17 protein-coding genes and 1 tRNA gene are annotated in these 20,416 nt (G+C 68.0%); 8 read left to right on the forward strand and 10 right to left on the reverse strand.

What is annotated here, in order from left to right:
• Positions 1 to 85 precede the first annotated feature (85 nt).
• Positions 86 to 1,024, forward strand: a complete 939-nt coding sequence (locus tag Q8N10_RS03090; protein WP_304777891.1) for an IS481 family transposase — start codon at positions 86 to 88, stop codon at positions 1,022 to 1,024.
• Between the two features lie 246 nt (positions 1,025 to 1,270).
• Here the strand turns inward: Q8N10_RS03090 and mfd are convergent, their stop codons facing one another.
• From mfd to Q8N10_RS03105, 3 genes are all read right to left on the reverse strand, one after another.
• Positions 1,271 to 4,777 (reverse strand): transcription-repair coupling factor, encoded by a 3,507-nt coding sequence (gene mfd, locus Q8N10_RS03095; protein ID WP_304777893.1) that lies wholly within the window; start codon positions 4,775 to 4,777, stop codon positions 1,271 to 1,273.
• Complete coding sequence (locus tag Q8N10_RS03100) at positions 4,767 to 5,057, reverse strand: succinate dehydrogenase assembly factor 2 (protein WP_304777895.1); 291 nt, start codon at positions 5,055 to 5,057, stop codon at positions 4,767 to 4,769. Before Q8N10_RS03100 ends, mfd begins: the two co-directional genes overlap by 11 nt.
• Before the next feature lie 107 nt (positions 5,058 to 5,164).
• Positions 5,165 to 5,776, reverse strand: coding sequence for a hypothetical protein (locus Q8N10_RS03105; protein ID WP_304777898.1), 612 nt, complete (start codon positions 5,774 to 5,776; stop codon positions 5,165 to 5,167).
• A 77-nt stretch (positions 5,777 to 5,853) separates the two neighbouring features.
• Between Q8N10_RS03105 and recG the strand changes: the two genes are divergently transcribed.
• The gene (gene recG / locus Q8N10_RS03110; RefSeq protein ID WP_304777900.1) at positions 5,854 to 7,929 is read left to right on the forward strand and encodes an ATP-dependent DNA helicase RecG; all 2,076 of its coding nucleotides are present in this window, start codon (positions 5,854 to 5,856) and stop codon (positions 7,927 to 7,929) included.
• On the opposite strand, the gene Q8N10_RS03115 is transcribed toward recG, so the two are convergent.
• From Q8N10_RS03115 to kdsA, 4 genes are read right to left on the reverse strand one after another with little or no spacing between them, the layout of a single operon-like run.
• Positions 7,930 to 9,114 carry a DUF3089 domain-containing protein gene (locus tag Q8N10_RS03115; protein ID WP_304777902.1) on the reverse strand — a complete coding sequence of 395 codons (1,185 nt, stop codon included), beginning with the start codon at positions 9,112 to 9,114 and terminating at the stop codon, positions 7,930 to 7,932.
• 3 nt (positions 9,115 to 9,117) lie between these two features.
• The gene (rfaD, locus tag Q8N10_RS03120; protein WP_304777904.1) at positions 9,118 to 10,116 is read right to left on the reverse strand and encodes an ADP-glyceromanno-heptose 6-epimerase; all 999 of its coding nucleotides are present in this window, start codon (positions 10,114 to 10,116) and stop codon (positions 9,118 to 9,120) included.
• On the reverse strand, positions 10,113 to 11,573 hold the full coding sequence (gene rfaE2, locus Q8N10_RS03125; protein ID WP_304777906.1) for a D-glycero-beta-D-manno-heptose 1-phosphate adenylyltransferase: 1,461 nt from the start codon (positions 11,571 to 11,573) through the stop codon (positions 10,113 to 10,115). The genes rfaD and rfaE2 overlap by 4 nt, the downstream gene beginning before the upstream one ends.
• Positions 11,574 to 11,589: 16 nt before the next feature.
• The gene (gene kdsA / locus Q8N10_RS03130; protein WP_304777908.1) at positions 11,590 to 12,441 is read right to left on the reverse strand and encodes a 3-deoxy-8-phosphooctulonate synthase; all 852 of its coding nucleotides are present in this window, start codon (positions 12,439 to 12,441) and stop codon (positions 11,590 to 11,592) included.
• A gap of 181 nt (positions 12,442 to 12,622) precedes the next feature.
• Here kdsA and Q8N10_RS03135 point away from each other — a divergent pair, with 181 nt between their 5' ends.
• The 4 genes from Q8N10_RS03135 to Q8N10_RS03150 are packed head-to-tail and all read left to right on the forward strand — an operon-like array spanning position 12,623 to position 16,239.
• The gene (locus Q8N10_RS03135) at positions 12,623 to 13,876 is read left to right on the forward strand and encodes a cyclopropane-fatty-acyl-phospholipid synthase family protein (protein ID WP_304777910.1); all 1,254 of its coding nucleotides are present in this window, start codon (positions 12,623 to 12,625) and stop codon (positions 13,874 to 13,876) included.
• A 43-nt stretch (positions 13,877 to 13,919) separates the two neighbouring features.
• The gene (locus Q8N10_RS03140; protein ID WP_304777912.1) at positions 13,920 to 14,918 is read left to right on the forward strand and encodes a cysteine synthase A; all 999 of its coding nucleotides are present in this window, start codon (positions 13,920 to 13,922) and stop codon (positions 14,916 to 14,918) included.
• On the forward strand, positions 14,915 to 15,751 hold the full coding sequence (gene sseA, locus Q8N10_RS03145; protein ID WP_304777914.1) for a 3-mercaptopyruvate sulfurtransferase: 837 nt from the start codon (positions 14,915 to 14,917) through the stop codon (positions 15,749 to 15,751). The genes Q8N10_RS03140 and sseA overlap by 4 nt, the downstream gene beginning before the upstream one ends.
• The gene (locus Q8N10_RS03150) at positions 15,748 to 16,239 is read left to right on the forward strand and encodes a GNAT family N-acetyltransferase (protein WP_304777916.1); all 492 of its coding nucleotides are present in this window, start codon (positions 15,748 to 15,750) and stop codon (positions 16,237 to 16,239) included. The genes sseA and Q8N10_RS03150 overlap by 4 nt, the downstream gene beginning before the upstream one ends.
• Here Q8N10_RS03150 and Q8N10_RS03155 read toward each other — a convergent pair.
• Both Q8N10_RS03155 and Q8N10_RS03160 read right to left on the reverse strand, forming a co-directional pair.
• Positions 16,236 to 17,510 (reverse strand): cytochrome P450, encoded by a 1,275-nt coding sequence (locus Q8N10_RS03155; protein WP_304777918.1) that lies wholly within the window; start codon positions 17,508 to 17,510, stop codon positions 16,236 to 16,238. The genes Q8N10_RS03150 and Q8N10_RS03155 overlap by 4 nt on opposite strands.
• A gap of 103 nt (positions 17,511 to 17,613) precedes the next feature.
• Entirely contained in the window at positions 17,614 to 18,621 is a 1,008-nt protein-coding gene (locus Q8N10_RS03160; protein ID WP_304777920.1) for an amino acid ABC transporter substrate-binding protein, read from the reverse strand.
• Positions 18,622 to 18,781: 160 nt separating this feature from the next.
• Between Q8N10_RS03160 and metC the strand changes: the two genes are divergently transcribed.
• The gene (metC, locus tag Q8N10_RS03165; RefSeq protein ID WP_304777922.1) at positions 18,782 to 19,945 is read left to right on the forward strand and encodes a cystathionine beta-lyase; all 1,164 of its coding nucleotides are present in this window, start codon (positions 18,782 to 18,784) and stop codon (positions 19,943 to 19,945) included.
• 3 nt (positions 19,946 to 19,948) lie between these two features.
• On the opposite strand, the gene Q8N10_RS03170 is transcribed toward metC, so the two are convergent.
• A tRNA-Arg gene (locus tag Q8N10_RS03170) sits at positions 19,949 to 20,025 on the reverse strand.
• 136 nt (positions 20,026 to 20,161) lie between these two features.
• On the opposite strand from Q8N10_RS03170, the gene Q8N10_RS03175 reads away from it, so the two are divergent.
• Complete coding sequence (locus tag Q8N10_RS03175) at positions 20,162 to 20,407, forward strand: hypothetical protein (protein WP_304777924.1); 246 nt, start codon at positions 20,162 to 20,164, stop codon at positions 20,405 to 20,407.
• Positions 20,408 to 20,416: the final 9 nt, after the last annotated feature.

Raw genomic sequence — 20,416 nt, forward strand, 5'->3', positions numbered from 1 at the left:
TGTCGAAGCTATGAAGGTTGTTCACCCGGGATCGGGTTGAGAGAGTGGGGTTGCGAAGCTCCAACCTCTAACCGGGAGACCCCGGATGAACGTCCATAAGAATGCCCGTCTGACGCCGTCGGGTCGAGCCTTGCTGGCCGATCGTGTGGCGAGTGGTTGGACGGTGAAGGCCGCGTCGGCCGCTGCGGGGATATCTCGTCGGACGGCCCACAAGTGGCTGGCCCGGCATCGTCTCGGGGGCGAGCGAAGGCATCAGGACCGCAGCTCGGCGCCGAGACGATGTCCACGCAGAGTGGACGCCGCGCGTGTCTGCGAGATCGAAGCCCTGCGGCGTGACCGGCTGACCGGCGCGGCGATCGCCGGACGTCTGGGCATGGCGCGCTCGACGGTCGGCCTGGTGTTGCGCAGGCTGGGGCTGGGACGTCTGAAGAGCCTCGAGCCGCCGATCCCGATCCTGCGCTATGAGCGAGCCCTGCCCGGGGAGATGATCCATCTGGACATCAAGAAGCTGGGCCGCTTCGACATCGAGGGCCACCGGGTCACCGGCGACCGTCGCAAAGGCCGCTCGCGCAAGGCCGGCTGGGACTTCCTGCATGTCTGCGTCGATGACGCCTCGCGCCTGGCCTACACCGAGATCCTGGAGAGCGAGCGCGAGGAGGACACCACAGCCTTCCTGGAGCGCGCCCTGGCCTGGCTTGCCCGCCACGGCGTCACCGTCGCGCGGGTGATGACCGACAACGGCTCAGCCTATCGCTCCAAGCTCTTCGCCAAGGCCCTGGCCGAGGCCGGAGCCCGCCACGTCCGGACCCGACCTTACACGCCTCGGACCAACGGCAAGGCCGAACGCTTCATCCAGACCAGCCTGCGGGAATGGGCCTACGCAAGGCCCTATCGATCCTCAGCCGAGCGGGCCCAGGCCATCGAGCCCTGGACCAGAACCTACAATCTCCACAGACCCCACTCCGGCATCGCCGGTCTCACACCATGGCAGCGTGTGAACAACCTTCTTGGAAACGACAGCTAACCCACCTCGCGAGCCGTCAGTTATCCATCCACGCGACGTCGCAGCTCCCGTCCTCCCGCATCTTCTTCAGGACAGCATGGAGGAGAGCGCCTTGGGCGACTTCCGCGCACTTGCCAGGATCGCTCTCATGATAGGTGTGTCTGTACGGAGAGCCGGCGCTTTGGCAGCCGGACAACCCAAGCACCGCAACAAGAATCACTGACCTGTTCGACAGATTGGGAGATCGCGTCATGCCAAGTGACCTCCCTACGTCGCGGCCGCAGCCCCGGCCAGCTTGGCCAGCTCACTCAGAACCCGCTCAGCCGCGTTGAGCCGCTGTTCGGGGGTTTCCCACTCGCCGCGCACCACGACCTTGTTGTCGGGGCGGACCTTCCAGGCGACCTGGTTCTTGGTGACGAAGGCCATCAGCCCCATGGGGTTGGGGAAGTCCTCGTTGCGGAAGGTGACCACGGCGCCCTTGGGCCCCACGTCGATCTTGGCGACATTGGCCTCGCGGCAGAGGCCCTTGATGGCCACCACCTTCAACAGCTGGCCGGCTTCCGGCGGCAGGGGGCCGAAGCGGTCGATCATCTCGGCGGCCAGGGCCTCGCGGTCACCGGACTTCTCGGCGTCGGACAGGCGGCGATAGAGCGACAGGCGCACGTGCAGGTCGGGGACATAGTCCTCGGGGATCAGCACGGCGGCGCCAGTGTTGATCTGAGGCGACCAGCCCCGATCGGCGGCGCCCTCGCCCTTGCCGGCCAGTTCCTTCAGGTCATTGACCGCGTCCTCCAGCATCTGCTGGTACAGCTCGACGCCGATCTCGCGGATGTGGCCCGACTGTTCCTCGCCCAGCAGGTTGCCGCCGCCGCGCTGGTCCAGGTCATGGCTGGCCAGCTGGAAGCCGGCGCCCAGGCTGTCGAGGGACTGCAGCACCTTCAGGCGGCGCTCGGCCGAGATGGTGATCTGCTTTTCGGCGGGCGTCGTCATGTAGGCGTAGGCGCGCGCCTTGGCCCGGCCGACCCGGCCGCGCAGCTGGTAGAGCTGGGCCAGGCCGAACATGTCGGCGCGGTGGATGATCAGGGTGTTGGCGGTGGGAATATCCAGGCCGCTCTCGACGATCGTGGTCGACAGCAGCACGTCGTACTGGCCCTCGTAGAAGGCGCTCATCACGTCTTCCAGCTGGGTCGGCGCCATCTGGCCATGGCCGACGACGTAGCGGACCTCGGGCACCTGCTCGCGCAGGAAGCGTTCCAGCTCGGTCAGGTCGGAGATGCGCGGGACCACGTAATAGGCCTGGCCGCCACGGTACTTCTCCCGCAGCAGGGCCTCGCGGATGACGATGGGGTCGAAGGGGGTGACGTAGGTGCGCACCGCCAGACGGTCCACCGGCGGGGTGGCGATGATCGACATCTCCCGGATGCCGCTGAGCGACATTTGGAGGGTTCGAGGGATCGGCGTGGCGGTCAGCGTCAGCATGTGCACGTCGGCGCGAAGCTCCTTGAGCTTCTCCTTGTGCTTGACCCCGAAGTGCTGCTCCTCGTCGACGATCACCAGGCCGAGGTTCTTGAAGCCCACCTGCTTGGACAGCACCGCGTGGGTGCCGACGATGATCTCCACCTCGCCGTTCTTGAGCGCCTCGCGGGTCTCGGCGGCTTCCTTGGGCGGCACCAGGCGCGACAGGCGGGTGACCTTGATGGGCCAGCCCTGGAAGCGTTCGGTGAAGGTCTTGTAGTGCTGGCGGGCCAGCAGGGTGGTGGGGGCGACGATGGCCACCTGCTGGCCGCTCATGGCCACCACGAAGGCGGCGCGCAGGGCCACCTCGGTCTTGCCGAAGCCCACGTCCCCGCAGATCAGGCGATCCATGGGCTTGCCGGCGCTGAGATCCTCGAGGATGTCGCCGATGGCCGAGAGCTGGTCGTCGGTCTCCTCGTAGGGGAAGCGGGCGCAGAATTCGTCGAACACCCCATGCGGCGGATCGACCGGATCGGTGGTGCGCGTGGCGCGGGCCGCTGCGATCTGGATCAGGCCGATGGCCATGTCGCGCAGGCGTTCCTTGGCCTTGGCCTTGCGCGCCTGCCAGGCCGCGCCGCCCAGGCGGTCCAGCTGGACGCCGTCGCCCTCCGAGCCATAGCGGGTCAGCAGGTCGATGTTCTCGACCGGCAGGTAGAGCTTCGCCTCGGCGCCGTATTGCAGCTCCAGGCAGTCGTGGGGGGCGCCCTGGACCGACAGGGTCTTCAGGCCCTCATAGCGCCCGATGCCGTGGTCGATGTGGACCACGAGGTCGCCGGGGCTGAGCGACGAGGCCTCGGCCAGGAAGTTGGACGCCCGGCGCTTGCGGCGCGGCCGGGCCAGGCGGTCGCCCAGGATGTCGGTTTCGGAGATGACCGCCAGGGTGTCAGTCTCGAAACCGCTCTCCAGCGGCAGGACGACCCGTTGCGGGAACTTCGGATTGGCGGCCTTGGCGGCGTCCCAATAGGGCGCCTGGCTGACGTTTTTCAGGCCGTGGTCGGCCAGCATGACGCCGAGACGCTCTGACGAGCCCTCCGACCAGGAGGCGAACAGCACACGTTTCCCCGACGCAGCTAAGGCTTGCGCGTGGGCTGCAGTGGCCTCGAACAGGTTCACCGAGTCCTGCTGGCGCTCGGCGATGAAGGTGCGGCCCTGGCGGGCGCCCATGTCCACCACCAGTTCGCCCCCGGCCTCCTGGAAGGCGGAGAACTGGCGGGTGGCGCGTTCGGCCAGGCGCGCGCGCCATTCCTCGGCGGAGAGATAGAGGCGGTCGGGCTCCAGCGGGTGGTAGTGGACCTTGCGGTCGGCCTGCGCGCGGGCGTCGTAGGCGTCGGCGATCATGGCCAGCCGCTCGTCGCGAGCCTGGCTGGCCAGGTGATCGACGCCGATCAGGGCCGAACCCGGCAGATAGTCGAACAGGGTGGCCATCGACGGATAGAACAGGGGCAGCCAGTGCTCCATGCCGGCCCGTCGGCCGCCGCCGCTCACCGTCTCATAGAGCGGGTCCCCGCCGGGGGCCCCGAAGGCCTCCACATAGCTGCGGCGGAAGCGCGAGATGGAGTCCTTGTCCAGCAGGGCCTCGCTGACCGGCAGGAGGCTGACCTCCTTGAGCTGGCGGGTGGAGCGCTGGGTGTCCGGGTCAAAGCCGCGGATGGATTCCAGGGTGTCGCCGAACAGGTCCAGGCGCACCGGCTCCTCGGCGTTGGGCGGAAAGACGTCGATGACGCCGCCACGAATGGCGAACTCGCCGCGCTCGGAGACCGTCGAGGCCCGCGCATAGCCGTTGACCGCGAAGTAGCGCTCCAGGTCGGCGATCTCGACCACATTGCCGGTGCGGGCTGAGTAGGCCGCGCCCTGGACCACGTCCTTGGGCGGGACGCGCTGCATCAGGGCGGGCGTGGTGGTGACCAGCAGGGTCGGCTTCTTGGCGTCCAGGCCGTGGGCGAGGCGCGCGAGCGTGGTCATCCGCTGGGCCGCGACGCCGGGCGACGGACCAGTGCGGTCATAGGGCAGGCAGTCCCAGGACGGGAACTGCAGCACCTCGATGCCCTGGGCGAAGAACCTGAACGCGTCAATGAAGGCCGAGAGCCGAGAGCCGTCGCGAGCCACGAAGACCGACAGGCCGCCCCGGGCGCGCACAATATCGGCCATGATCAGGGCGTCGAAACCCTCGGGCGCGCCGATCAGGTCGAGGCGGCCGGGGTCGGTGGCGATACGGCGGTGGTCCGCCGCGCTGGGCGCGCGCGAACCGTCAGCCGCCATGTTCGTCGCCACGGATCTCATGAACCTTGAACCGGAAGGCCTTGATCTGGTTCAGCAGCGAGCCGTCGAATTCCGCCGGAATGTCGGCCCGCTCCATGATCCACTCGTAGAGGTCGTGGTCCGGCTGCTCGAGCAGCACCTCGAAGAGGTCGAGGTCCTGCGGCGACAGTTCGTGGGCATGGGTGTCCGCGAACGGCCCCAGAATGAGGTCCGCTTCCCTGAAGCCCCTGTGCCACGCACGGAACTTCAGTTTTCGCAGGCGGGTATCATCTATCGACATGTGGACGGGCCGATATAGGGCGGCCCGTCTCCCGACGCCAGCGTTCAGAGCGTGACAGCCTGAAGTGGATGCCGGTTCAGGCGCCCGTCACGCTCAGGCCCCTGTCGTCAGTCGCCGCCGTACCAGGTGAAGGACAGGTTCTTGAAGGGCTTGCCGCCGATGGAAAGGCCGGTCCGAAGCACGGTCTCGGTTTCAGCACCTTGCTCGCCGGCGCGCGCCCGCTTGAGCGCCGCGGTGTCGATGGTCCCGTCGAACTGGATCTGGCCCAGGGTGACGTCCGTGCCTGTGAACTGCAGATTGCCGCCGCCTATCTTGTAGCTGGTCGGCAGGACGCGGATCGTCTTGGTGTAGTTGGGCTGGCCGAGTTCGTTTTCACCCTTCTGCGAGGTGACATCTACAAAATCGAACATGATCGGTCCCCAGGGGCCGCCCTGCTCACCGGCCTCCCACTTGTTGAAGTCGTCCTCAGGCGCGAAGGTCACGTTCTCCAGCCGGAAGTTGCCGACCTTCACCTCGGTCACGGGCATGTAGTAGCCGAACAGGTCCTCGCCCTTCACGTGGCTGAAGCCGGCCGGGGTCGGGGTCGGGGTCGCTGCGGCGGGCTCGACCGGCGGGACGAAGCCCGAGTCGGAAGTCGCCTTCTCCCCGCTAGCGCTCGATGACTGGTTGCACGCAGCCAGCAAGGCGGCCAGGGCAACGGCGGTCCACAGATTGCGCATAGATATCTTCCCCCAAAGGTCGGCGGGAGATCATCATGGGTCGCGGCGGGCGTCCAGCTTCACGCTATGATCGCGCCATGCGGCCCGAGATTCTGTTTCCCCTCTACGCCCCGGTGACCACGCTGAAGGGTGTGGGCTCGCGGGTTGCGCCCCTGCTGGAGAAGCTGGCCGGCCCTATCGTGCGCGACGTGCTGTTCTTGGCGCCCCACGCCCTGGTGCGCCGCCGCCCCGCCACGGTGAACACCGCGATCGAGGGCGAGGTTCAGACCTTCACCGTCGAGATCGACGAGCATCAGAAGCCGCGCAGCCCGCAACAGCCGTGGAAAATCCGCGCCTTCGACGGCTCGGGCTTCCTGACCCTGGTCTATTTCGGCAGCTTCGGGCACGCGGTCGCCGAGAAGAACCCGGTGGGCGCCAAGCGGATCGTCTCGGGCAAGGTTGAGCGGTTCGGCTCGGAGTGGCAGATCAGCCATCCGGACTATCTGGTGGCGCCCGACAAGGCCGACGAGATCCCGGAGGTGGAGACCGTCTACCCGGCCACCGCCGGCCTGCCCGCCCGCACGGTGCGCAAGCTGGCCCTGCAGGCCTTGACCCAGGCCGCCGACCTGCCCGAGTGGCAGGACCCCGCCTGGATGGCCAAGGGTGGCTTCCCCACATGGCGCGAGGCCCTGGAGCGCCTGCACGCCCCGGCCAGCGAGGGCGACCTCCTGCCGACGGCGGCCCATCTGCGCCGCCTGGCCTATGACGAATTGCTGGCCCACCAACTGGCCATGGCCCAGCGCAAGGCCGACCGCCGCGCCGAACCCGCCGACAGGATCGCGCCGGGACCCAAGGCGGCCGCCATCGTCGCCGATCTGCCCTTCAAGCTGACCGGCGCCCAGGAGCGCGCCCTGGCCGACGTGCGCCACGACTTCGCCCAGGGCGAACGCATGAGCCGCCTGCTGCAGGGGGACGTCGGCTCAGGCAAGACCGTGGTGGCGATGCTGGCCATCGCCGATGTCGCGGCGGCCGGCGGCCAGTGCGCTCTGATGGCGCCGACCGAAATCCTGGCCCGCCAGCACTATGAGACCCTGTCAGGCCCCCTCGCCGCCCATGGGATCACCTGTGTGCTGTTGACGGGCCGCGACAAGGGGGCGGCACGCGCGGAAAAGCTGCGGGCCATCGCCAGCGGCGCGGCCCAGGTGGCGGTGGGCACCCACGCGCTCTTCCAGGCGGAGGTGCATTTCCAGGGGCTGCAGCTCGCCGTCGTCGATGAGCAGCACCGGTTCGGCGTGGCCCAGCGCCAGCTGCTGCAGGCCAAGGGGCGGTCGGTCCACCTGCTGGCCATGTCGGCGACGCCGATCCCCCGCACCCTGGAACTCACCGTCTATGGCGACCTCGACGTCAGCCGTATCGACGAGAAGCCGCCCGGCCGCACGCCGGTGGCGACCCGCGCGGCGCCCATGACGCGGGTGGACGAGGTGGAGGCCCGCCTGCGCGAGGCGGTCGCCGGCGGCGCCCAGGCCTTCTGGATCTGCCCGCTGGTTTCGGAGTCGGAGCTGGTGGACCTGAAGGCCGCCGAGCAGCGGGCCATCGAACTGCGCGCCACGATCGGCGACGGCGTCGGCCTGGTGCATGGCAAGATGACCGGGCCGGAGAAGGACGCCGTGATGGCCGACTTCGCCGACAACCGGATCAAGGTGCTGGTGGCCACGACGGTGGTGGAGGTGGGCGTCAACGTCCCCAACGCCACCATCATGGTCATCGAACAGGCCGAGCGCTTCGGACTGGCCCAACTGCACCAGCTGCGCGGCCGAGTCGGGCGTGGGCGGCGCGAAAGCTCGTGCGTGCTGCTCTACGATCCGCCGCTGTCGGAGACCGCCCAGAGGCGCCTGGATATCCTGCGGCGCACCGACGACGGCTTCCTGATCGCCGAGACCGACCTGGAGCTACGGGGCGGCGGCGACGCGCTCGGCCTGCGCCAGAGCGGCTTCCCCGACTATGTGTTCGCCGATCCCTTCGCCCATCGGGACCTGATCGCAGCGGCCGGCGACGACGCGCGGCTGATCATCGGCCGTGACCCGGAGCTGACCAGCGAGCGCGGCAAGGCGCTGCGGGTCCTGCAGGAGCTGTTCGATTGGCGGGCCAGTTCGCCGCTGAAGGACGCGGGTTAGCTACCGGTCGATCCGATGCACCCGCGACACCTTCACCGCCCGCACCTCGGTGATGGGCGGAGCCGGCCGTACGAAGCCCGGGCTCAAGGTCAGGGCCGCGACCCTCCGCTTCGCGTCGGCCTCGAGGTCGCCGTAGAAGAGGTTGTAGCCCGGAACCTTGCGCTTATCGGCCCAGGAGCCGGCGCTCTTCAGCATCTTGGGCTTGGGCCGTGACACCCGCAGGATGCCGTCCTCGCACCTGGCGGAGACCTGGCGGGTCAGGAAAGCGGGCCGCGCCCCCCACTCCAGACCGGTGGCGTTGGCCGCCCCCAGGTTCAGCTTGGCGGGCGCAGGGGCGTTGGAGACCGCGCCGAGCAGCGGATTGAAGCACAGCGGCGTGCGGCCCGAGATGTGCTCCAGCTCGCCGTTCGCGTCCCAGATCAGGGAGCGGTCCTTCAAGGCCTGGACCCGCTCGACGTCATGCTCGAAGGCCGAGGCCCAGGCGGCGAGGCAGCCGGCCTGCCTTGGTCCAGCGCAGGGCGTCAGCGGCGGGGCGTCGGCGGAAACCACGGTCTCGATGAGGTAGGCCGCCGCCAGCCGGGCCCGGACCGAAGGGTCGCGGATGACTTCGTCGGCGATCAGGCGCGAGGCCAGGGTGCCGCCCTGTTCCACACCCACGATGATAAAGGGCCGGCCCTTGTTGTCGGCGGCGAGGTACTGGCGGAAAGCGGCGGCCACGTCGGCATAGGCGAAACGGCGGGCGTCGCGGGCGTCCTCGCGCAGGGTCAGCAGGGTGTAAAGGCTGGCCTGGCGGTAGCGCGGGGCGAACAGGCGGCCGACGCGGACGAAGGGCCCCGCATAGTTCGGCGCCACGACACGCCGGAAGAACTTGTCGGCCTGGACGTCGTCGATGGGGCTGTTCCAGTGGGAGCCGCCGTCATAGCTGGTGGGCCCAACGAAGAAGACGTCGGCGGCTGGATCGGCCGTGGTCCAGACCTCGGGGTGGGCGGGCAACAGGGCCCAGGCGGCGCGGCGCGTGTAGTCGGGCGCCGCTGGCGGCCGGTAGGTCTGGAACGGCTCCTTGGGATCCAGGGCGTTGCTGGCGATGTCGTCACGCCAGACGAAGGCGGCCATGACCACAAGGGCCAGAACCACGACGACCGCCGCGCTCACCGTCCGCTTGAAGCCCTTGGGACGCTCCGCCATCGCCTACCTGTAGGGATCGGGCTGGGACAGGTAGTTGCGGACATAGTCGGTGATGCCGTCCTCCAGCGCCGTCATCGGCTGGTTGAAGCCGGCGGCCTTCAGGCGGTCCATCTTGGCCTCGGTAAAGTACTGGTACTTGTCGCGGATGGCGGGCGGCATGGGGGTGTATTCGATCTGGGCCGGCTTGCCGGCGGCGGCGAACACCGCCTTGGCCATGTCCTCAAAGGTCCGCGCGGTTCCGGAGCCAAGGTTGTAGACCCCGTTCACCTGTTCGGATGCGCTGAGCCAGGCCACCACGTCGGCGACGTCGCGGACATAGACGAAGTCGCGGGTCTGGCCGCCGTCGGCGATGCCCTCGCGATAGGACTTGAAGAGCTGCACCGACTGGCCGCCGGCGACCTTGGGCCAGATCTGCGAGGCCACCGACTTCATCGAGTGCTTATGCTCCTCGTTGGGCCCGTAGACGTTGAAGAACTTCAGCCCCACCCATTGCGGCGGAGCGTAGTCGCGGGCCGCCTGACGCGCGGCGAAGAGATCAAACAGCGCCTTGGACCAGCCGTAGGCGTTCAGCGGCCGCAGGGCGGCCAGGGACTGAAGATCATCCTTGTCGTCGAAGGCGGTCGCATCGCCGTAGGTGGCCGCCGAGGAGGCGTAGATGAACCGCCGCTGGCGGTCCGCGCACCAGCGGAACAGGTCGCGGCTGAGCGTGAAGTTGTTGTGGATGATCTTGTCGGCGTCGGGCTCGGTGGTCGACGAAATGGCGCCCATGTGAATGACGATCTCGATGTCGCGCCAGCGCTTCTCCAGCCATTCGAACATGTCTTCCGGCGCCACGAAGTCGCCGATCGGGTGCTTGGCGATGTTGCGCCACTTGCCGAGCTCGGCTTCCTGAAGCCAGTCGCAGACCACCACGTCCAGGGTGGGATCTTCCGCCAGCTTGGCGACGATGTTGGAGCCGATGAAGCCGGCCCCGCCGGTGACGAAGGCGATACGACGGGTCATGTCGGTTCCTTGGCGGTCATGCGGGCGATGGCGGCGGTGGTGGAATAGCCGTCGACAATCTGGGCCAGGCGGACCTCCCCGCCCCAGGACTTCACCAGGTCGCCGCCCACCACCTGGTCCTCCGAATAGTCGGAGCCCTTGATGAGGATTTCAGGCTTGGCGGCCTCGATCAGCTTGATGGGGGTGTCCTCATCGAAGGGCACCACCAGGTCCACGGCGCCAAGACCCGCCAGCACCATGGCCCGGCCCTCCAGGTCGTTGACCGGTCGCCCCTCCCCCTTCAGCGCCTTCACCGAGCGGTCGGAGTTGAGCCCCACCACCAGCCGGTCGCACCAGGATCTGGCCTGGTTGAGATAGGTGACGTGGCCACGGTGCAGGATGTCGAAGCATCCGTTGGTGAAGCCCACCCGCAGCCCCTTGGCGCGCCAGCGGGCGATCTCGTCGGCCATCCGCTGGGGCGTGACGATCTTGCCCTCGGCGGGCGCCATGTGGGCGGTCAGCGAGGCCTCGATCAGTTCCTCGGGCAGGACGGTGGCGGTGCCCGCCTTACCCACGGCGACGCCAGAGGCGAGCATGGCGAACTCGATGGCCTGGTCCATCGGCGTTCCGGCGGCCAGGGCCAGGCCAAGCGCCGCGATGGTGGTGTCGCCGGCGCCCGAGGCGTCGAAGACATCGCGGGGCACACCGGGGAAGTGGCGAACGGGTTGGCCGCGCACGGCGAGCGAGATGCCCTTGGCCGCCCGCGTCACCAGGATGGCCTTGGCCTCGCAGAGGCTGAGGGCGTGGGCCAGCGCGGCCTCGATCTCGGGATTGGTGCTGGTGGGCAGGCCGGTGGCGTAGGCGAGTTCGCCGGCGTTGGGCTTGATCACGTCGACCTCGCCGTAGCGCAGGAAGCTGCGGGCCTTGGAGTCGACGATCACCAGGCCGCCTGCCTCCCGACAGGCGGCGATCACCGCGTCGGTGACGACGCCCTTGCCATAGTCGGAGATCAGCACGACGCCGGCCCCGGCGGCGACGTCGCGCACCGTACGCACCAGGCGCTGCTCGACCTCGCCCACCGCCGGGATGCTGGCCTCCAGGTCGACCCGCAGCAGCTGCTGCCCGCCCGAGACGAAGCGCGTCTTGAGCGTGGTGGGGCGGCCCGGATCGGTGACCAGGAAGCCCTCGATGCCAGTCTTGTCGCCGATCAGGCGCAGGGCCTCGTGGCCCTCGCTGTCGCCGCCCACCAGGCCGACCAGGGCGACATCACCCCCCAGGGCCGCGACGTTGCGCGCCACGTTGCCGGCCCCGCCCAGCATCACCAGCTCCCGATCACGGGCCAGGACCGGGATCGGCGCCTCGGGAGAGACTCGGGTCACCTCGCCATAGACGAAGCGGTCCACCATCAGGTCGCCGACGCAGACGATGCGGGCGCCCGACAGACGGGTCAGCAGTTGCTGGAGGGTCGAGAGGTCCATGCGGTTGTTTATGGCACTAGGCGCGGGCGGTATGAATGGCCTTCAGGCTGCGAAGCAGGCCCTCGGCACTGTCCAGCGGCAGGGTGCTGGGCCCATCGCAGAGCGCCGCGTCGGGATTAGGGTGGAACTCCAGGAAGACGCCGTCAGCGCCGGCGGCGATCGCGGCCTTGGCGATGATCGGGACCCCCTCACGCCGGCCGCCGGTCGAGGCGCCCTGGGTGCGCGGATCCGCGCCCGGGAGCTGGACGGCATGGGTCGCGTCGATGGTGACCGGCACGCCGAGCTTCTGCATCTCCCCGATGCCCAGCATGTCCACCACCAGGTTGTTGTAGCCAAAGGTGGTGCCGCGCTCGCAGAGCACGCTGATCTGCGCGCCGCCCAGGGCCTCGCGCACCTTGTCGACCATCTGCTTGGTGTCCCACGGGGCCATGTTCTGGGATTTCTTCTGGTGCAGCCACCCACCCCGGCTGTGGGCCGCGCGCGCCGCGGCGACCACCAGGTCGGTCTGGCGGCCCAGGAAGGCCGGCATCTGGACGATATCGGCGACCTCGGCCACCGGCTCTGCCTGGCTGACCTCGTGCAGGTCGGTGCAGATCGGAACGTCGAACTCGTCCTTGATCGCCTGCAGGATCTCGAGGCCCTTTTCGAGACCGGGACCACGGTAGCTATGGATCGACGAGCGGTTGGCCTTGTCGAAGCTGGCCTTGAACACATAGGGCAGGCCCAGATCGCGGCAGATGGCCTTCAACTGGCGAGCCGTGACGCGAGCCAGCTCCAGGTCTTCCAGGACATTCAGGCCAGCGATCACGAACAGCGGCTGGCCGTCGCCAATCGAGATGTTCCACTTGTTCAGGGTCAGAACGGCCATGGGCGGACTCCGGATCGGTCGGGGGTTTGAGCCTAAGTGGCGCGCGGGGCGCCTCTTCACAAGCTGGAATTCGTCGCCTGCATCCGGTGCCGGAACGCGGCCGTAGGTTCAGCAAGGGTTCTCGAATTTTCCCGACGCCAAACCAGTGTTAGTATCCAGTGAGAGATCGGGAGTTGCAGCCATGACCCTGGCGCACGAATCGTCCCTGACCGCCCTTGCGGCCTCGCCGCGCGCCTTCCGCCGACTCCCCGCCTTGGCCGATGTCCCCGTCATCTTCCGCAACGCCCTGCGGATGATGGCGCACAACTGGATGGCGGGGGAACTCACCTTCGTCACGCCGAAAGGCCATGAATTGCGCCTGGAGGGCGAGCCGGGTCCCAAGGCCCGCATCATCGTTCGCGACTTCCGCTTCATCCGCCGCGCCCTGGCAGCCGGCGATATCGGCTTCGCGGAGGGCTATGCGGCCGGAGAATGGGATACGCCGGACCTGACAGCGGTGCTCAGCGTCTTTTCGCTGAACTTCGAGAACCTGCGCCGGGTGACCCAGGGCAATCCCATGGTGGGCGTTTTCAACGTCCTGAGCCATGCCCTGAACGGCAATTCCCGTAGGGGGTCCAAGCGGAACATCCACGCCCACTACGATCTGGGCAATGACTTCTACGCGCGCTGGCTGGACCCCAGCATGACCTACTCCTCGGCCAGGTTCGCCCATCCCGGCCAGAGCCTGGAGGCCGCCCAGGCCAACAAGTACCGGGCGCTGGCCGAACGGATGGACCTGAAGGCCGGACAGACCGTGCTGGAGATCGGCTGCGGCTGGGGCGGCTTCGCCGAATACGCGGCCCGGGAGGTCGGGGCCAAGGTCACCGGCATCACCATCTCCAAGGCGCAGCACGACTTCGCCGCAAAGCGCATGTTCGACCAGGGCCTGAGCGACCGCGCCGAGATCAAGCTGATCGACTACCGCGACGTGGGCGGGACCTTTGATCGGGTGGCCTCCATCGAGATGTTCGAGGCCGTGGGCGAACGCTACTGGCCCACCTATTTCAACAAGATCGATCAGGTCCTGGCCCCAGGCGGCCGCGCTGGTCTGCAGATCATCACCATCCAGGAAGAGCTGTTCGAGGACTATCGCCGCCACGCAGACTTCATCCAGAAGTACATCTTCCCCGGCGGGATGCTGCCGTCGGAGAGCAAGCTCAAGGCCGAGACGGACCGGGCGGGCCTCGCCTGGACCGGAATTACCCGCTTCGGCCAGGACTATGCCGACACCCTGGCCCAATGGGCAGAACGGTTCGACGCCCGTTGGGACGACATCAAGGGCGCCGGTTTCGATGAGAAGTTCCGCAAGATCTGGCGCTTCTATCTCAGCTATTGCGACGCTGGTTTCCGCACCGGTCGCACCGATGTGGTGCAGCTTGGCCTCTCAAAGGCCTGATCGCCCCCTGTTCGGACGCCCGATGGCCCCTTAAGTAGCGGGCATGACCGTCGCACACAGCGTCCTGGACGCCATCGGAAACACGCCGCTCATTCGCCTGGCTCGCGCCAGCGAGGCCACGGGCTGCGAAATCCTCGGCAAGGCCGAGTTCATGAACCCCGGCCAGTCCGTGAAGGACCGGGCGGCGCTTCACATCATCCGCGACGCGGAACGAAGCGGCCTGTTGAAACCGGGCGGTCGGATCGTGGAGGGGACGGCCGGCAACACCGGCATCGGCCTGGCCATGGTCGCCGGGGCCAGCGGCTACAAGACCACCATCGTCATCCCGCGCACCCAGAGCCAGGAAAAGAAGGACGCCATCCGCCTCCTGGGCGCGCAACTGGTGGAGGTGGACGCGGCCCCCTACTCCAATCCCGACAACTATGTCCGCTATTCCGGACGGTTGGCCGAAGAACTTAATGCGAAGGAGCCGGCCGGCGCGATCTGGGCCAACCAGTTCGACAATGTCGCCAACCGCCTGGCCCACGTCGAGACCACGGGTCCTGAGATCTGGGAGCAAACGGACGGGAAGGTGGACGCCTTCATCTGCGCCGTGGGCTCCGGCGGAACGCTGGCCGGGGTGGCCGAGGCGCTGCGGGCGAGGAATCCCAAGGTGGCCATCGGCCTGGCCGACCCGCACGGCGCGGCGCTCTACAGCTACTTCACCGACGGCGAACTCAAGTCGGAGGGGACCTCGATCAGCGAGGGCATCGGCCAGGGGCGGATCACCGCCAATCTGGAGGGCCTGAAGATCGACCATGCCTACCGCATCGGCGACGAGGAGATGCTGCTGGCCATCTACGACATGGTCGAGCATGAAGGGCTGGTGATGGGCGGCTCCACCGGCATCAACGTCGCCGGCGCCATCCGCATGGCCAAGGACCTGGGGCCAGGCCACACCATCGTGACCATCCTGTGCGACCAGGGCTCGCGCTATCAGAGCAAGATCTACAATCCCGAGTTCCTGAAGGAGCGGGGCCTGCCTGTCCCCGGCTGGCTATGACCGACCCCCTGGTTTCCGCGGACTGGCTGGCGTCCCGCCTGGGCGAAGTCCAGGTGGTGGACGCCACCTGGTTCATGCCGGGCGAGGGCCGCGAATGTCATGCCGAGTATCTGGCCGCCCACATCCCGGGGGCCGTCTTTTTCGACATCGACGCCATCGCCGACAAGACTGTGGACCTCCCCCACATGCTGCCGACGGCGGAGACTTTCGCCGAGATGGCTGGGGAGCTCGGCCTGTCACGGGACGCCACAGTCGTGGTCTATGACAGCTTCGGGATCCGCTCGTCCGCGCGGGTCTGGTGGACTCTGCGGGTGATGGGCTTCGACAAGGTCTTTGTGCTGGATGGCGGCTTCAAGACATGGCTGGCCGAGGGCCGCCCCACCGAGGCTGGCCCCGCCACCCTGCCCCCAACGGCACTCTCGCCCCGCCTGAACGCCCGGCTGGTGCGCGACGTGTCGGCGGTGAAGAACCTGCTTGAATCGAAGGCCGCCCAGCTGGTGGACGCCCGCGGCGCGGCCCGTTTCCGCGGCGAGGCGCCGGAGCCTCGCGCCGGGCTGAGATCGGGCCACATGCCGGGCGCCCGCAATACGCCCTTCGACAGCCTTCTGAATGCGGACGGCACGATGAAGCCGGCCGACCAGCTGAGACCGCTGTTCGCCGCCGCCAAGGTGGACCTCGGCGCCCCCATCGTCACCACCTGCGGCTCGGGCGTGACCGCCTCGGTGGTCGCCCTGGCCCTGGCCCGTCTCGGCCGCGCGGACGTGGCCGTCTATGACGGCTCCTGGACCGAATGGGGCGGCCGCAGCGACACCGCCGTGGTGACCGGTTCTTGAAGGTCCGCCTGGCGACCCCGAACGACATCCCTGCCCTGCCGCGCATCGAACGTTCGGCGGGCGAGGCCTTTCGGGGCACCGATCAGGCCTGGATCGCAGACGACATCGTCGCCGAGGCCGACGCCTATCCGCCGCTGATCAAGGCCGGCGGGGTCTGGGTGGCCGAGGAGGACGAGGTCGTGGCGGGCTTCATCTCCACGCAGCCCGTGGCGGGCGCCTTCCACATCCTGGAGCTGGCCGTCGGCCGCGACCACCAGCGCAAGGGCATCGGCCGCGCCTTGATGGATGTCGCCCTCACACAGGCCCGGCGCGTAGGCTATCGCGCCGCGACCCTGACCACCTTCCGCGCCATCCCCTGGAACGCGCCCTTCTATGCGCGCCTGGGCTTTGAGCTCCTGGACGCGCCGCCGACGGCGCTGGCCGCCATCCTCGCCGAGGAGGCGGCCCGCGGCCTGACCGACCGCTGCGCGATGCGCCTTGTCCTCTAGTTCCGGGTCGGGATGATCACCGGCAGGGTTTCGTAGCCCTTCACGAACACCGAGTGGGTCCGCTGGGGTTCGCCCACCACCTCGACGGTGGGGAAGCGGGCCAGGATCTCCTCCCAGATGATCTGCAGCTGCAGCTCGGCCAGGCGGTTGCCGACGCAGCGGTGGACGCCGAAGCCGAAGGAGAGGTGCTGGCGGGGCCGCTCCCGGTCGATGATGTAGTTATCGGGATTGGCGATGACCTCGTCGTCGCGGTTGCCCGAGACGTACCACATGGCCACCCGGTCGCCCTTGCGGATGGTCTTGCCGCCGATCTCGTGGTCCTGCGTCGCCGTGCGCGCCATGTGGGCCAGGGGCGTCTGCCAGCGGATGGTCTCCGACACCATGGACGGAATCAGGGACGGGTTCTCCCGCAGCTTGCGGTACTGGGCCGGGTTCTGGTTCAGGGCGTAGATCGAACCGGAGATGGTGTTCCGGGTGGTGTCGTTGCCGCCGATGATCAGCAGGGTGACGTTGCCGTGGTACTCATGCTCGTCCATGTCCCGCGTGGCCGGGTTGTGGGCCAGCATGGAGATCATGTCGAACTTCGGCTCGGTGTCCTTGATCCGGTCGGCCCACAGGCCGTCGAAGGCGTCAAAGCACTTGGTGAGCTCGCTGCGCTTCTGCTCCCAGCTCTCGCAGACCCCGTGGCCGGGCGGATTGGTCATCATGTCCGACCAGTAGGTCAGGTCGCGGCGGCGTTCGAAGGGGAAGTCGAAGAGGGTGGCCAGCGTCATGGCCGTCAGCTCCTTCGAGACCAGGTCCACCCAGTCGAAGGTCTCGCCGATGGGCAGGCCATCCAGGATGGCGCCAGCCCGCTCGCGGATCACCGGCGCCATCTGGGCCAGGTTGTGAGGCGCCACGGCCGGGCTGACCGCCTTGCGCTGCACATCGTGCTTGGGCGGATCCATGCCGATGAAGCTGGGCCGAGTCGGCCGGCCGGCCGATTCGGCCTTGGACTCCAGGCTCTGCAGGACGATGCCGTCGGCCGAGGAGAACACCTGATGATTGGTGTCGATGGCCATGATGTCGTTGTACTTGGTGACCGACCAATAGGGCCCGTACTCGCTGTTTTCCGTGTAGTGGACCGGGCTTTCGCGGCGCAGGCGCTCAAATTGGGCCCACATGGTGTCGCTGGTGAACAGCTCCGGCTGGGCGGGATTGAGCTGATCCAGCGGCAGAGCCGCGGCCTGCTGGCGGGCCTCCTGGCGGATATCGACGGAACCGTCGCTCATGGTCGTCCTCCCTGGCAGGCGGACTCTCGAGGGTCCGCTCAGATGTCGTTGAACAGATGACGCCGAACCGAACGCTGTATTGCAAGGGGGAACTGCCCCAGCGTCAGCGAACCGGCGGCGGATAGTGGAGGCCGGGCTGCGGCGCGTTCCACAGGGCGTTGAGGCCGCGCTCCAGCTTGAGCGGCGAGCCCTGGCCCAGATTGCGGCGGAACACCTCGTCATAGGCGCCGACCTGTCGGATCGCCTGGAAGGCCCAGTCAGCCTTCAGGCCAAGCAAGGGACCAAGGTTCCCCTGGGCGCCCAGCAGGCGGCGCACGCGGGGGTCCTGCGAGTCGTCCCGCGCCTCAGCGACGTTGTCGGCTGTCAGCTCCAACTCCTCCCCCAGCATCAGGGCGTAGACGCTCCAGCGGACGATATCGGTCCAGGCGGGGTCGTCCTGACGCACCACCGGTCCCAGCGGCTCCTTGGAGATCACCGTGGGCAGGACCACGTGGGCGTTGGGGTTGTTCATCAGCGATCGCGCCGAGGCCAGGGCCGAGACATCGGCGGTGTAGGCGTCGCAGCCCTCGCCCTGATAAGTCTCCCTGGCCTGCGCCTCGGACTCCGAAACGACAGCGCTGTATTTCAGGCCCCGGATCTTGAAGTAGTCGGCCAGATTCTGTTCGCTGGCGGTGCCGGCCTGGACACAGATCCGCGCGCCGTTCAGCTCGTCGGCGCTGGCGAGCCCCAGCGCCTTGGGGGCGAGGAACCCCTGGCCGTCGAAATAGGTGACCGCCGGAAAGTCGAGCGCGCCTGCATCCCTGCCGAAGGTCCAGGAGGTGTTGCGCGACAGAATGTCGATCTTGCCCGACGACAAGGCCGCGAAGCGGTCCTGGGCGGGGATCGCGGTGAACCGGACCGCCTTGGCGTCCCCCAGCACCGCGGCTGCGACCGCGCGGCAGATGTCCACATCAAAGCCGCGCCAAGTCCCCTTGTCGTCTGGGAAGGCGAAGCCCGCGAGGCCCGCGTTGACGCCGCAGGCGAGGTAGCCACGCGCTCGAACGGCCGCGAGGGTCGGGCTGGCCTTGGCCTGTAGAACCTGGGTGGCCGGATCGGCGGCCGTCGTGGTCACAGGCTGCGGTTTGGGCGCATCGCCAGCGTCGCCGCACGCGGCGAGGCACAGCAGGAGTCCAACGGCGGCGGTTCGGCGTAGCGCCTTGATCACAGACCTCACCAAGGTTCTAAGGAGTGCGGGCATTGTCGCCCCTGTTCGTTCCGAGCCGTCAAGCCGCATGGCCGAAGAAACCCGCCTGATCCGCGCCGGCGCCGCGCCAAAGTCGCTGGCCAAGACCGTGGGGCCGCCGATCCAGAAGGGCTCCACCGTCCTCCTGCCCAACGCCGAGGCCCTCTACGACGACGACAGCTTCATCACCTATGGCCGCCAGGGCCTCGCGGCCCACGACGCCCTGCGCGACGCGCTCGCCGAGATGGAGGGGGCTGCCTGCGTCTGCCTCTACCCCTCCGGCCTGGCGGCGCTGACCGGCGCCATGCTGGCGGTGCTGAGGGCCGGCGATGAAATTCTGGTGGTGGACAACATCTATAAGCCCACCCGGCGCTTCTGCGATCATGTGCTGCGGCGTTTCGGCGTGGCGGTCCGCTATTTCGATCCGCGCCAGAGCCCCCAGGATCTGGTCGGCGGCGCCAGCGACGCCGTGCGGCTGATCGTCATGGAGAGCCCCGGATCTCTCTCCTTCGAGATGCAGGACCTGGCCGCCATCGCCAGCCTGGCCCGCGCACGGGGCATCCTGACCCTTGCCGACAACACCTGGGGCGCCGGCTACCTGATCAAGCCCCTGGCTCACGGCGTGGACATCAGCGTCCAGGCCCTGACGAAGTATGTCGGCGGCCATTCCGACGTCTTCATGGGCTCGGCGGCGGCGACCGATCCGACCTTGGTAGGCCAGCTGGAGAACGGCATCGTCCACCTCGGCTGGGCCGTGGCGCCCGAGGACGCCTACCAGATGCTGCGAGGCCTGCGCACCCTGCCCACCCGGTTGGCGAAACAGGGGGAAAGCGGCCTGACCATCGCCGCCTGGCTGCGTGATCAGCCGGAGGTGGCCGGCGTCCTGCACCCCGCCCTGCCCGGCTGTCCGGACCACGAGCTATGGAGGCGAGACTACAGCGGCGCCTGCGGCTTGTTCAGCTTCGTCTTCGGGCCTGCCCCCGAGGTGGCGGTGAACGCCTTCCTGGACGCCCTCGACCTGTTTGGCCTGGGCTTCTCCTGGGGCGGCTTCGAGAGCCTGGCCATCTCCTGCGATCCCCAGCTCGGCACGCGGAAGTTCCGCCATGACTACGGCGGCCCCTTGATGCGCCTGCACGTCGGGTTGGAGAACGCCGACGACCTGATGGCCGACCTGAAGAGGGGGCTGGAGGCCTTCCGCGCCGCGGGCGGCTAGCCCTGGCGCGCCCTGCAGGACTCGAACCTGCAACCGCCTGCTTAGAAGGCAGGTGCTCTATCCAGTTGAGCTAAGGGCGCTAATTTTCACAAGGCGTTGCTGGATAAGGGGTTGCGGGTGCACCAGCAAGGAAACATTCTGAGACCGTCTGACTCGCGATTTCCCCACCGTCTGACTCCCGTTCGGCGGGCGTTCTAAAACCTCCCCAGCTTGGTGGTGTCTCAGTTCGAAATCGGCCCGCGTTTGCAAGCATTCCTCCTAGACCACGTCCACGCCCTGGCGCTGTTCTTCTTCCACTACAATTTCGTGCGCCAGCATAAGTCGCTCAACAAGCTGACGCCTGCGATGGCTGCTGGCGTTGCCGACAAGCTGTGGTCGCTGGAAGATATTGCGGAGAAGATCGAGGCTGACCGTACCGCCCCCGGCAAGCGTGGACCTTACAAGAAGCGGGTTGCTGCCTAGCGTGGCAGT

Source organism: Phenylobacterium sp., from assembly GCF_030693625.1.
GTDB lineage: Bacteria > Pseudomonadota > Alphaproteobacteria > Caulobacterales > Caulobacteraceae > Phenylobacterium > Phenylobacterium ferrooxidans.